This is a genomic window from Bacteroidia bacterium, assembly GCA_019695265.1.
Classification (GTDB): Bacteria; Bacteroidota; Bacteroidia; order JAIBAJ01; family JAIBAJ01; genus JAIBAJ01.
In genome coordinates, this window is record JAIBAJ010000094.1 from 1 (window position 1) to 14,857 (window position 14,857).

General features: G+C 42.6%; 5 protein-coding genes. 2 read left to right on the forward strand and 3 right to left on the reverse strand.

The window, feature by feature from the left end; all coding sequences use genetic code 11:
• Nucleotides 1-441 precede the first annotated feature (441 nt).
• Nucleotides 442-2,172, reverse strand: a complete 1,731-nt coding sequence (locus K1X82_12135) for a S41 family peptidase (protein MBX7182853.1) — start codon at nt 2,170-2,172, stop codon at nt 442-444.
• A gap of 84 nt (nt 2,173-2,256) precedes the next feature.
• A complete protein-coding gene (locus K1X82_12140) occupies nt 2,257-3,891 on the reverse strand; it encodes an ABC transporter substrate-binding protein (protein MBX7182854.1) in 1,635 nt (544 codons plus the stop codon).
• A gap of 79 nt (nt 3,892-3,970) precedes the next feature.
• On the opposite strand from K1X82_12140, the gene K1X82_12145 reads away from it, so the two are divergent.
• Nucleotides 3,971-5,362 (forward strand): choice-of-anchor B family protein, encoded by a 1,392-nt coding sequence (locus tag K1X82_12145; protein MBX7182855.1) that lies wholly within the window; start codon nt 3,971-3,973, stop codon nt 5,360-5,362.
• A 179-nt stretch (nt 5,363-5,541) separates the two neighbouring features.
• Here the strand turns inward: K1X82_12145 and K1X82_12150 are convergent, their stop codons facing one another.
• Entirely contained in the window at nt 5,542-13,242 is a 7,701-nt protein-coding gene (locus tag K1X82_12150; GenBank protein MBX7182856.1) for a choice-of-anchor L domain-containing protein, read from the reverse strand.
• Nucleotides 13,243-13,375: 133 nt separating this feature from the next.
• Here K1X82_12150 and K1X82_12155 point away from each other — a divergent pair, with 133 nt between their 5' ends.
• The gene (locus K1X82_12155) at nt 13,376-14,275 is read left to right on the forward strand and encodes a hypothetical protein (GenBank protein ID MBX7182857.1); all 900 of its coding nucleotides are present in this window, start codon (nt 13,376-13,378) and stop codon (nt 14,273-14,275) included.
• Nucleotides 14,276-14,857: the final 582 nt, after the last annotated feature.

Below are 14,857 nucleotides of genomic sequence, written 5' to 3' on the forward strand. Positions count from 1 at the left end.
TCTAACATAATGTAACCTCGGCACTAACTATCACTAGCTCGGGGTTAACCGGAATCTTTCAACATTCCACCGCACTTGTCAGTTTGGGGTTAAGCAAGCAATTTTGGGTTTGCACCTCGGGCAACGATAGAGGCAAGTAGCCCACAGGCCCACTACGGCGCTAGCCTAGGGGGACGAGGACTACAGCCGATAGCGTGACCCGAACGCCCGTGCAGGTAGTTTTGGACTTAATAAAAAGCTAGATGGGCGGAGGGGGCCCGCATACAAGAAATTTCAACCCAGATTACACTTTACTAATTCTTAACTCGGGGTAAACCCAAAAATATCAAGTAGTTCGGATTAGGAATCCTTCTCTTGATAAATTTGGGTTTAATAAACAGGCCATTTGTTATGATTGACTTGGGGGCCAACCTAGGTTATTGACAACCTATTGGAACAGACTTAGCCTTTCTTTTTCGATTTAATTTGAAAATCCTTAACCTTATCTTTTAAAGGCGATTGATCGCTAACGTCGGTAAGTTTGGACTTGTAAGTCGCCGGATTCTGAATAACTTCGATGGCCTTTTTAATTTCAGGATCATCGCTCAACATGCATTCTACACGACCTTTGCTGTAGTAATATCTGCTTAAAATTTCACTTTTCAAAAGCTGACAAATTTCGGCCTTGAACAGAACCAAGTCTTTCTCCTTATCGGGCGAGAGCTTTTTAGCTATTTCTTCGTAATCCTTTTTAATCAAATCGAAGTACTTTTCCTTTTCAGCGGTTTCTTTTAACAATTTCAGATCCAGTTCACTTTGACTTTCATACTTAAAATCTTGCTTTTTGATATAGTCTGAAAACTCTTGGTACAACTCATCTGAAATTTGAAATTCTTTAGGAGGAGCCACTGTTTTGTGTTTAATTCGATAAAGGGTAGCAAAATCAAAAACCAGGTTATTTTCAATGAGGGCTTTCGAGATTTCAGAGTAAAACTCCGGTTCCATGGCGATATCCGGAGTAATTCCACCTCCATCATAAACCGGACGTTTGCTTTTAAGCGTGTAGAAGCGGGAAATCAATGAATCAGGAATTTTACCTACTGAACCATCCTCATTTCTATTTCCATAATCAATGGCCTGAATACATCTTCCACTTGGGATATAATATTTTGCCGTAGTAACCTTGAGTTGGGTGTTGTAACTTAATGGACGAGTGGTTTGAACCAAACCTTTTCCATAGGTTCGCTGACCAAGGATTACGGCTCTGTCAAGATCCTGGAATGTGCCTGAAACAATTTCTGAAGCCGATGCCGAACCACTATTTACCAGAACCACCAACGGAATTTCAGTATCCACCGGGCTGTTTTGGGTTTTATAGTTTGCATTCCACTCCTGCACTTTCCCTTTGGTAAATACAACTGTTTGTCCTTTTTCAATAAAGAGATTGCACAAGCTAACTGCTTCTTTGAGCAATCCTCCGGGGTTTCCGCGCAAATCGAGCACCAGTCCCTGAAGCTTGTTATTGGCCTTTAATTGTTGATAAGCCTCCTTTACTTCACCGGAGCAGTTATCGGTAAAAGAATTCAGATTGATGTAGCCCACCTGATTATTGAGCATTCCGGAATAGGAAACGGCTTTCACTTTAATTTCTTCCCGGCTTACATTGAAGTTAAGTTTACCGGGTTGTCCGGGCCTTTCAACGGTAATTTTAACATCGGTACCGGGTTGTCCTTTCAATACAGAACTAATTTCGTCATAGGTTCTACCCTGAGTACTTTTTCCATTTACTTCAAGGAGGATGTCACCAGCTTGTAATCCTGCTTTGGCTGCTGGAGAATTTTCATAAGGTTCAGCCACAACTACTTTGTCGTCTTTTGCCCTAATAATGGCACCGATACCACCATATTGTCCTGTAGTCATGAACCGATAATCTTCAATATCACTTTCGGGAATATAGTTGGTGTAAGGGTCTAATCCTTCCAGCATTGCCTCAATGCCATTTTTCATAAAATCACCTGCATTGATTTCATCCACATAATAGAGGTTGAGCTCTTTGAATAGGGTAGAAAAAATATCGAGGTTTTTGGATATTTCGAAGTATTGGTCATCGATACGGTTAGCCGAAATCAATAGGACCGGAACGGCTATTACACCGATAAGCCAAAGTTTGGTTTGAAGAAGAAATTTTTTCATAGATAAACTTCCGAAAGGCGAAAATACAACTTTAGAGGGGCCATTTGGAAGTAGATTTTTGAAAAAGTAATGGCTTTACTTTTTTTAACGTTGCCTATCTTCTACCACACAACGTTTCAGATCGGGCAAGTTAAGCGGATTGTTGGGCAATTGTTTGACCCGTTTATTCAAAAACCTCAAGGATTCATCGTAATACAATACTACCATTGGAGCCTGTTCCAGGGCTAAACTGTCCAATGCAGCATACATTTGTTCACGTTTTTGATCTGAAACCTCCTGCAAAGATGCTTGGTAAATCCGGTCGAAATCAGGATTAGAAAACAAGGTATAATTGGGCCCGTTAGGAGTAAAATTAGGAGAATAGAGTAAAGAAAGATAGTTTTCAGCATCCGGGTAATCAGCTACCCAAGATTTTCGGAAAAACGGCGCTTGGCATTTGGCCACTAACTCCCCATGGGTTCCAGGAGGATTGACTTCCAACTGAACCAAAATTCCAATTTCATGAAGCTGGTGCTGAATAAACTCACAAAGATCAGCATATTGAGCTGTAATGTACAATTTTACAGGTTGAGGATTTTTCAAATAGCCTGACTTTTGAAGCAGTTCCTTTGCCTTGGCAGGATTATAGGAATACCCGGAAATTCCATCTTTTCGGTTTTTATATAAAGAAGGGGGAACCAAACCGTTCTCGCCCGGAATGCCAATGTTATTTCGCAAATAATGAATCATTTTTTTTCGATCCAGGGCGTAATTAACTGCTTGACGAAAAAAGAGATTGGTTACCGGACTTTGATAGGCCTCTCGAGCAGTGTCTGAAACAAGAAACCCAAGGTATTCGGTGTTAAGAAATGCTGACCGTTTGAGATAAATCCTATCCCTGAATTCCGGTTTTAATTCACCTGAACGAGTGAGGATGGCATCTTTGTAACTTCCATCATCCAATCCATTTAAGAAATCTGTTTTTCCTTGTACGAATGACATAAAGGAAGATTGGGCATCGCTGACAAAGGTGATGGAAACCGCATCCAAATAGGGCAATGCTTGGTTGTGTTCATCTCGTTCAAAGTAATCGGGATTTTTATGAACTACCAACTTAACGCCTTCCTTCCAAATAAATAACCGGAAAGGCCCGGTTCCAACCGGATGCATTCGAAAATCTTTTCCATATTTTAGTACAGCCTCCTTAGGTACCACAGAACAATAATGCATGGCCAACATTCCAAGAAAAGGAGGAAAGGATTTTCGGAGCCGTATAATCAATACAGAATCATTCGGTGCCTCCAATGCCTTTTCAAGGTTCTCCTCCAAATTGGAAAACACCCATTTACCCGGTGAGGCAATAGTAGGGTCGAGAATTCGGCGAAAGGAATAAACAAAATCGCCAGCATTTACCTTTCGACGTTGTTGATCACCAAAACAAGGATCGGAATGAAAGAAAACATCGTTTCGAAGCAAGAAACGATACGTTTTTCCATCCTCAGAAATGGTCCATGATTTTGCAATGGCCGGGCGAACCTGTAAATTAGAATCTAATTGTACTAAGCCATTGAACAATAAATTAATCCCCCAGGTATTTGACATACTTCGTGCATAAGCCGGGTCAAGGGAAGTAATACCTTTAGGTTCGTTGTACCGGAAAACTTTCTTATCTGAAATGGAATTGCGCTCCTTACATGAAAAAAGGAGAAGTAACCCAAGCCAAAAGATTGTATGCCGCATCGGGACAAAAATAAAGGGAAGTATGTACCTTTGTTCAACGGCATGCTCTAACTAATGAGCTGTTTTTCAACCATAAATTATGCGCTATTTTTTCCTTTTTTGTTTATTGGTGATTGTTCAACCCTTGTTTTCACAAGAGTATGATTTTGAAAATGTGGGATTGTATGGTCATTGGGATAATCCAGATATTGTACCGGAGCCACAACTTGGTATTCGATACAATGGTTGTTTTGGTTGGGAAAATCCACAATCCGGCCGGCGGTATGCGATAATTGGATCATCGCGGGCTACCCACGTTATTGAAGTTACCAACCCCAATCAATTGGAATTCAAATGGGAAATTCCCGGTTCCCGAATAAACTGTATTTGGAGAGAAATTAAAACCTACAAAAACTATGTTTACATTGTTAGTGATGACGGGTATCCCAATAAATTTCAAATCGGTGATTTAAGTTATTTACCTGATTCGGTTCATTTGGTGCATAACAGTGATAGTATTTTTGCCAGAACACATACCATTTTTATTGATGGTAATAAATTGTATTGCGCCAGTGTGCATTCGGCTGGCCAAAATGCCACCTACTCGGCAATGAATGTATATTCCTTAGCCAATCCGGAAAAACCGTTATTGCTTCGTCGTTTGGATGAAGATTTCCCAAACATTAGTCAGGTACACGATATGTGGGTGAGAAATGATACCATTTTCGCTTCCTCTGCTTACCAGGGTTTGTCCATTCTGAAGTACGATAGTATCCAAAACAGATTTAGTCTGATAACCACACTTTCCGTATATGACCATGCAGGTTACAACCACAGCTCCACCTGGTCAAAAGATGGGAAAACCCTAGTTATGATGGATGAAGTTCCGAATAGCCTTCCAGCGAAGGTTGTCAATGTGGAAGACATCACCCAACCTTATGTTACTGCATACTTTAACAGTTCCGACTCTACCACTCCACACAATCCATATTTTATTGGCGATTCTAAAATTTGTGTATGTTCAAACTATGAAGATGGCACGCAAATTTACGACATGTCCAATCCTTCCAATCCGGTCAGGCTGGGTTATTTTGACACCCATTGGCAAACAACTCCGGCAACTAATACAGGCGATTACCGAGGAAATTGGGGGGCGTACGTGGATTTCGAAGATGGTCTGGTTGTAGCATCCGACATGCAAAATGGGTTGTTTTTACTAGATATTCGTCCCTGCTTATCAGGTATCTCATCCAAACAAACGGTTTTGAAAAACGCTTGGCCCAATCCTACTTCCAACTATCTTCAACTTCCATTGGAAATTACCAACCCATTTAGCGAATGGAAACTTAGCAATTACCTAGGACAAAAAGTTCTATCAGGATGGATAAATGCAGACGGACGCTTGGATGTAAGTGCAGTGCTTCCCGGAATTTACACCTTAGAACTTAGCGGAAATTTCTCGAATTTGAAATTTCGGGTGGTAAAAAATTAATAGCATAGCTTTTACTCTTCTGCCAATGACTTGGAAATGAAAAGGAAAATTACCACTTCTATTCCATCCAGAATGCTCCAATCTAAATTATCTCAAAATCTGCAATAGAATTCTATTTCGGATTGTAATCACTTCAAATACAAGGATTTCAGAACGATTTCTATTTCAGAATTTTGGGGTTATAAAACAGTTACAGTACCCGATTTGGATGTGGAATTTCCATTGGGATATTTAACTTCAATGTGGTACACATACAAGTCAGATTTCATGGTTCCTTTGTATGATCCATCCCAGCCATCGTCAATATCATCTGCTTTAAAGATTTGCTCACCCCAACGATTGAAAATACGCATGGTAAAGGACTTAATTCCCGGTGGGGCATAAGCCTTAAACACATCGTTCTTTCCGTCTCCATTGGGTGAAATGGCATTGGGAACCCAAATAACATTTTCTAAAATTCGAATATGAACGGTATCATAAGCAATACAACCGGAGGTATCCATTACCTGAAGCACAATATCCGTTTCATTTCTGACCTGTCCGGTAATTTGATGGCAGGTATCGCATTCGTTTAAATAGGCCGGTTCCCATTGGTAAGTATAACCTGGGGTACCTCCTGAAGCAATGCCATCAATCTGAAATTCTTCCATGGGTAAAATATCATTTTCTGATTGAATTTCAGCTACCACTTGAGAAGGTTGTGAAATACCGGTTACCAAATCCAATTCACAGCCATTTCTATCCAATACACTAACCGAATATATTCCTGCAGGAATATTAAAAATGGCAGTTTCTGTGGATCCGGTGCTCCATAGTATGGAATATTGTTCCGTTCCACCTTGCAAACTTAATTCTACGCTACCATCGCTATACCCATAACAACTTACATCCTGGTATGAAAGATTTCCAAGGAGTTCCTCAGGCTGAACCAGGGTGACTGTATCTCTTAAAAAACAACCTTGTGCATCGGTAACAACAACCCAGTAAATTCCGGCAGGTACACCGGATAAAGAAGAAGTACTTGCTCCAGTGTTCCACAAGTATGAAAACGGACCGGTGCCCCCGGTTACGGATGCTGTTACTGTACCATCGGCAAAACCGAAACACGAAATATTGGTCGAATCAAGACTCAAATCAACGGCTGTTGGTTGATTTACTGTTTGAGTTGTACCGGTTGTACAACCATAACCATCGGTAACAACTACTGAATAAGTTCCTGCTGCAACATTAATAATATCCTCTGTTTGGCTATTATTTGACCATTGGAAGGAATAGGGTAAACTTCCACCTTGAACCAAAATATTTACAGCACCATTGGATTGTCCGTAACAACTGGCATCTGTTACAATCACAGAAGGTATTTCAAGTAATGCCGGCTCAACAATATCTAAACCTATCATGGATTGACAACCATTGGCATCAACTACTTGAACGTCGTAATGACCCATCGGCAAATCACTTCTGGAAGCAGCATCCAAGGCATCAAACCAAATGAACTGGTAGGATGGGGTTCCTCCACTTGCGGAAACCTGAGCAGAACCATCTGACAGCCCGAAACAAGTCACATCTGAGGTGGCATCTAAGGCTCCAATCACCGGTGTAGGTTCAGAGATGGAACCTGAAACAGTAGTTTGGCATCCATTCGCATCTGTTATGGAAGCCATATAGCTTCCAATACTTAAATTGGTTTCCATCAAACCGGTATTGCCACTTGGCCAGGAAACCGAATAAACAGGCGTTCCTCCGTTGATTTGAATGGTAATACTTCCATCTGAACCTCCGTTGCAACTTACATCCGAAATGGCAGAAACTATGGCATCCAATTGGGTTGGTTCAACAATAAGATCCTGTGCTGTAGCAATACATCCCATGTTATCTGTGGCATTCACAGAAATAGGACCGGCAGGTAATTGAGTAGCAGTATTTCCCTGATCTAAATTACTCCAAACCAAACTAACCGGGGAAGTTCCACCTTGGGTTGTAGCGCTTGCTGTTCCATCACTTCCACCAAAACATGAAACTGCCGTGGTGTTTGATACCACTACCTGGAATAAAGCAGGCTCACCAATAGTAACCTGAGCAGTAGCTATACAACCTAAATTATCTGTAATAGTTCCGGTATAAATCCCGGCAGCGAGATTGATTGCCTGAAAACCTACAGCTCCATTTGACCAGTTAAAAGAATAAGGAGGAGTTCCACCTGAACCCGAAAGTTCTGCTAGCCCATCGGAATAGCCAAAGCAAGAGGCATTGGTAAAGGAAGGTATGCTTGCCTGAACCAAGGTAGGCTCTGAAATTGTAGCAGAATTCGTGGAGGTACATCCATTTGCATCAGTAGCAGTAACAGTGTAAGTGCCTGCACTTAAATTGGAGGCTATGTCCAATGGGTCTCCATTGGTCCAAACATAGGAATAATTTGGGGTACCTCCTGATGCTAATGCGGTTGCACTGCCATTATTACCACCATTGCACGATACATCTGTTGTTGCTGTTATTGCAACTGAAAGTTGAGTTGGCTCAGTGATGGTAGTTGAAATGGTTATTGTGCAGCCATTGTTATCAACAAGGGTAGAAGTTACAACCCCAGCAGAAAGGTTGGTAGCAGTAATGATATTGGTTTGTCCATTACTCCAGGTATTGGTATAGGGAGGTGTGCCTCCGCTAGCAGCTCCGGTAGCTGTGCCATCGCTTCCTCCAAAACAAGATACGTTGGTAGTGGAAGCAATGGAATGTTGCAAAACTGTTGGTTCCGTAATAGTAATAGTTTCAGTTGCTGTGCAACCATTACCATCAGTTGCTGTAATGGTAAATGTTCCTGCTGCTAAATTGGATGCTGTGGAGGTAGTATTTCCATTTGACCAAAAGTAGCTTACACCTGCCACTCCTCCGGTAACCGAGGCAGAAGCTGTTCCATCGTTTCCTCCATTGCAGGATACATTGGTAGAACCAGGAACACTTACTACAAACAAAGCAGGTTGGTTGATAAGAGCTGAAGCCGTAGTTTGACACCCATTGGCATCCACAACTGTTGCAATGTAAGTTCCTGCCGATAAATTGCTAGCCTGAGCCAACAAATCTCCGTTTGACCATGAATAGGAATAAGGTGGCAAAGCTCCTGAAGCATTTACCAATGCAGTACCATCGGCCAATCCAAAACAGCTTACATCGGTGGTAGATTGAATAGTTGCCACTAACAAGGTGGGTTCGGTGATGGTGGTAGTAGCAGTTGCTACACATCCCAACCCATCCGTTGCAGTTACGGTAAAGGTTGTGGCATTCAGATTGGACGCCTGATCAATGGCATCACCATTCGACCATGAATAACTATAAGGCAAGGTGCCACCGTTAGCTTGCGCCAAGGCCGTTCCATCATTCCCTCCAAAACAACTCACCGGAGTGGTGGAAAGAACAGAAACCGATAAAACCGTCGGTTCTGTAATATTTACTGTTGCAGTGGCTGTACATCCGTTGGCATCAGTAACAGTAGCCGTATAAGAACCCTGACTTAAACTTGTAGCCTGGCTGCTATTTCCGCCATTTGACCAGGAATAGGTATACGGTGCAATTCCGCCGTTTCCTGCTACGGTTGCAGAACCATCATTTCCTCCGAAACAAGAAACATTCGTTGAAGTAGTGATGGTAGCAGTTAATACGCTTGGTTCAGAAATGGTGGTGGAAATAGTGGCTGTGCATCCATTACCATCTGTGGCAGTAAGAGTATAGTTTCCTGCAGTTAAGGAAGCCGCATTGGAATTCGTTGTCCCATCCGACCACAGATAGCTAACCCCGGCTACTCCACCCACAACCGAAGATTGAGCACTTCCGTCGTTTCCGCCAAAACAGGAAACAGGAGTTGTGGTTGGGATGGATACGACAAACAAAGGTGGTTGATTAATTAATGCCGTTGCAACTGTTGAACAACCATTTCCGTCGGTTATGGTAGCAGTATATGATCCGGCAATTAATGCTGTTGCTTGTGACTGAACGTCTCCATTGGACCAGGAATAGGCGTATGGTAAAGTTCCACCATTGGCTGAAACAGTAGCACTTCCATCAGCATAGCCAAAACAGGAAACATCAACTGTTGAAACAACGCTTGCCACTACCTGAGTTGGTTCTGTAATGGTAGTATTGGCTGTTGCAGTGCAACCTTTACTATCGGTTACTGTTACCGAAAAGCTTGTTGCATTCAAACTGCTTGCAGTGGCTGTATTATCGCCATTTGTCCAGGAATAGGTGTAAGCCGGAGTTCCCCCGCTTGCCTGAGCTGTTGCAGTGCCATCATTTCCTCCAAAACATGAAACTGCTGTAGTTGTTGGAATAGTCACACTCAGTAAACTTGGTTCAAAAATGCTTGCGCTTGCTGAACTTAAGCAACCATTAGCATCTGTTACGGAAACAGTATAGTTGCCTACACTGAGGTTGGCTGTATTTGCGGCGCTGATTCCATTTGGCCATTGGTAGGTGTAGGGCGCAGTACCACCGTTGGCAGTGGCACTTGCAGTTCCATCATTACCACCAAAACAGGAAACATCGGTAGTAGAAACGATTGAGGCAATTAATTGAGTAGGTTCAGTTATTGTCGTGGAGGCAGTTGAACTACATCCATTGGCATCTGTAGCTGTGATGGTAAAGGTATTTGCCGGTAAACCTGTGGCAGTTGCTGTGGTTGCTCCATTATTCCAGGAATAGCTATATGGATTAATCCCACCATTGGCAATTGCTGTTGCGGTTCCATCCGAACCACCAAAACAAGAAACAGGCGTTGAAGCGGAAATTGAAACCGAAAAGGCACTGGGTTGAATAATAGTAGCCACGGCGGTAGTACTGCATCCATTGGCATCTGTTACTGTAGCTGTGAAACTTCCAATGCTCAAGTTGGATGCTGTTGCCGTTTGGTCTCCGTTAGTCCATGAATAGAGGTAACCAGGTGTTCCCCCCGAAGCACTTACTGTCGCTGAACCGTCACTTCCTCCGGAACATGCAACATCGGTTGTTGAAACAATAGTAGCAACTACCTGTGTTGGCTGTTGGATGGTAATGGATGCTGTTGCGGTGCATCCTTTGCTATCTGTGGCAGTTACTGTATAGCTTGTCGCAGAAAGATTATTGGCTATTGCGGTATTACTTCCGGATGTCCAACTATAGCTGTAAGGGCTTGTTCCTCCGGAAGCCAAAGCTGTAGCCGACCCATCATTTCCTCCATTGCAACTTACCGGTGTATTAGCCGGTACACTTACACTTAAAACGCTTGGTTCGGTTATGTTTATGGAAGCGGTACTGGTGCAACCTTCGGCATCTGTTACGGTTACGGAATGCAATCCTGCCTGAAATCCGGTGGCACTAGCCTGGTTCCCACCATTATCCCAGGAATACGTATATGGAGCTGTCCCTCCTGAAGCTGTTACTGTGGCTGTACCATCGTTGCCGCCGAAACAGGAAACCATGGTGCTGGAAGTGATTGAACTTGTTAGTTGAGTAGGTTGTGTAATGTTCACCGTATTGGTGGCTGTACAACCATTCGCATCCGTGGCGGTTACCGTAAAACTACCTTGTGTAAATCCAATTCCGGTGGCCAAATTACCTCCACCGCCGGTCCACGAGTAGGTATAATTTGGAGTGCCTCCTGATGCTAGTGCAGTAGCAGTTCCGTCGTTCCCTCCAAAACAGGAAACAGAGGTATTAGATGGAATTGCTACTGTTAATAGGGTGGGCTGAGTTACAGTGGCTGAGGCAGTTGCAGAACATCCGTTTTGGTCTTGCACCTGCACAGTATAACTGCCTGCTATCAATCCACTTGCCAACGAAGAAGTGGAAACATTTCCTTGCCATGAATAAGTATATCCGGGAGTTCCTCCTGATGCTATAACACTCATACCTCCATTGCTTCCTCCATTGCAACTTACTGCAGTTGCAGAGGCTGAAAGGGTTAATAGGCCAGGTTGGGTTATGGTAAAATTTTTAGTTATTTGACAACCATTGGCATCACTGATGGTGCAAACATAATTTCCTTGACACAAACCGGTTGCACCTGCATTTGTTCCGCCTGAAGGAGACCAGGAATAGGTGAATGCCCCGGTTCCTCCGCTTGGGGTTACAGAGGCTATTCCATCACATACACCGTTACAACTTACATTGGTTTGTGTTTGGGTTGCCGATAGAGCAGTTGGCTGGGTAATGGTTAAAGTTTGCGTTGTTGTACAATTATTTGCATCGGTTATGGTGCAGGTATAGGTCCCTGTTGCCAGGTTGGCTGCTGTGGCTGCTGTACCACCGGATGGAGACCAGGAGTATGTATAACCGGGAGTTCCTCCGGAAGCTACCACTGTGCCACTTCCATTGTTTCCGCCATTGCAACTGACATTGGTTTGTGAATTGGTAGCCGAGAGTGCAGTAGGTTGGCTAATTGTAAAATTCTTTGTGATGGAACAACCTACACCGGTAGAAATGGTACAGGTATAGTTTCCCGGACAAAGACCGCTTGCTGTTGCACTACTCCCTCCTGATGGTGACCAGGAATAAGTATAACTTCCACTTCCTCCCGATGCTGTTACCCCGGCAGTTCCATTACATCCCCCAAAACAACTAACATTGGTAAAGGTTTGAGTGGCGGTAATTGCAGTGGGCTCCGTTATTGTTACACTGGCAGTATTGGAACAACCATTAGAGGCTGTGGCTGTAACAGTATAGGTTCCGGCACTCAAATTTGTAGCGGTTTGGGTGGTTTGTCCACCCGGACTCCAACTATAAGTGTAAGGACCAGGCTGACCGGAAGGATTGGCAGTAGCAGTTCCATTATTCCCCCCATTGCAAGTTACATTGGTTTGGCTTGTACCCACCGTTAAACTTGCTCCGGAATTAGGAATGGTCACAGTTTTTACTACCGGCACTGTACATGACAATTGGTCATTAATTGTAACGTTGTAAGTACTTCCAGGACAAAGATTGGAAATGGTTTGAGTAGTTTGTCCATTGCTCCACAGGTAGGAATAGGGAGGCAATCCGCCACTGGCGTTTACAGTAGCTGTTCCCGTGCAACCACAAACAGGTGCAGTTACTGAAGTTGTTGCCTGTAATGGATTCGAACATTGAATAAAATCAATAAACACGCCTGAATCGTAGGCCCAATCATAAGAATCGGCAATGGCAATTTTAAAATGGTAGGTGGCGCAGGGACAAAGGGTTACCGTTCTGGTAAGGGTGGTGGTTATACCATCGTATTGTATGGATGAACCTCCGGAATTATTTACGTAATAAGCACTGTTGTTCCATTGATTCACATTATCAATGGTAACAGTGGTAGTATTATTTGGCAGCGTAGCAACATTGGTATTATTGTAGGCAGGTCCGGAGCAATTAGGTCCTGGTCCGGTTATAAAAAAACCAAAGGCATCATTGTAATTGGAACTTACATACTCAGGATATTCATCTGACCCGAATACAAATCGAATTTGCAAAGAATTACATTGGGGAGTAAGATCAAACTCCATAATACAAACATCCCTATTTGCCCTGTTGTCAATAGAAAGCAATTGCGCATCATTATAAACCGTACCAAAAGCTCCAGAAATACCGGTTGAAGTATTGGGACCAATAGCATTAGTGGCATAACCTGAAGTAAGAATAATTCCATTTTGCATGGACAAACTACCACCGGAGTTGGTAAAAGTTCCGTAGGCCTGTGCATTGCAATTAATATTGAAATTGGTAACTGTTAATCCCTGACCCGCGAAGGCAGAAATTAACTGAGCCGGAGTAGAGCCCGGACTTATGACCAATTGAGCTTGATTCCGGAAGGGTAGAAACAGGCAAAAAACAAGCACCCTCCAGATAAATATCCTTCGGGTCGACGCTATCGATCGTTTTATTTTTTGCAGCATTTTATGGTGAAACGCACAATAATAAGGATTTTCCAACAAAATCCTGTTAATTTTAATTGAAAAAAGTCAAAAAAGTTTCATTGGTCGTTGTTTTTTGCTGATTTTCTTCCTAGGTTTGTTGAAAATTTTTTCAATGGATTCTTCAAAAAATCGCACCCTGCCCATTTTATTGCTTCTCTTACTCCTAGGCTCTCTTGGAGTAAATTTCTACCTTTTTCAAAAGAACCAGGTTACTGTCCAAAACGACTCAGTGAAAATCGACAGTTTAGTTGCCGTTAGGGTCGAAATTTCCAATGAGCTTTCTCAAACAAGTTTAGACCTCAATAAATACAAAGGACTTTCCGAAAAAATGGATAGCCTTTTGTTAATGGCTAATGCCAAAATTGGTGAAAAAGAAAGCAAAATTCGCCAACTGATTGCCACCGAGAAAAACCTGGTAGAACTCAATAAAAAGTTAAAAGCCGAATTGGAAGAATTGAAACAACTAAAAGATTCCTACCTTGAATCCATTGACCAATTATTGAAAGAAAATGACCAATTAAAATATGAAAACAAAGCCTTAAACAATTCTCTCAATGAAGTAATTACCGAAAACCTAGATTTGTTTAAAAAGGTAAAAACTGCCGAAAACCTGAAAGCTGAATACATCAAAGTGGGTATCTCTAAACGCAAAGGAAACGGCAAATACGTGGAAACCCTCTTAGCAAAACGTACCAATAAAATTGAAACTTGTTTCAGCATCCTCGAAAATAAAATTGCTCAGGTTGGTAACAAAAACGTGTATCTACGAATAATCACTCCCGATGGATTGCCTCTTGGAAATCGTAGCGGCGGCTCAGGTTCTTTTAAATTAGCCGGAAGCAATGAAGAAGTCCTTTACACCGCTATGCAGGAAGTAAATTATGCCAACGAGAAAGTTGACATTTGCCTGGTGTACGAAGAGCAAGACCGAGTTTTTGCCTCCGGAACCTATATCGTTGAAATTTATATCGATGGAGTTCCTGCAGCGGCATCCAGCTTTACCTTGAAATAGACCATTCAACCATTCCATAGGGTGTTCGGATTTAACTTCGAACACCTTTTTTTTTGAACCTATTAATTTACTTTGGCGGGCCCCTTCCGCCCATACAACCCTGTGCAATCCCTAATTTATCGGCAAAGGGCGTTCAGGTCACGCTATCGCCTGTAGTCCTCGTCCCCCTAGGCTATCGCCGTCGGGTTACTGTGGGCTACTTGGCTCTATCGTTGCCCGAGGGTGCAAACCCAAACGGTTTACATTGGGCCTGAGAAAAAAACATTCAAACCATTTATCACGTACTTGTCATTTATTCACTTCGTTTCAAATGACAAGTGCGGTAGAATGTGGGAAGATTTGGTTAACCCCAAGCTAGTGATAGTTTGGTTTTCTTGCCAATTTAGGAATATGCCGAGGATACATTATGTTCTCTCGGTAAAGATTACTTGAAAACCATCCTAATACTTGTCTCGAAACCTAGTATAAAATTTCTAATGGCAATTTTGGGTTGAATTTCCATGAACTCCTTGAATAGGCTAACTAGATACAGTAATTAGTATGGACAAAATTAACCCGGATAGGTTGCGCGTCGGGCAACGA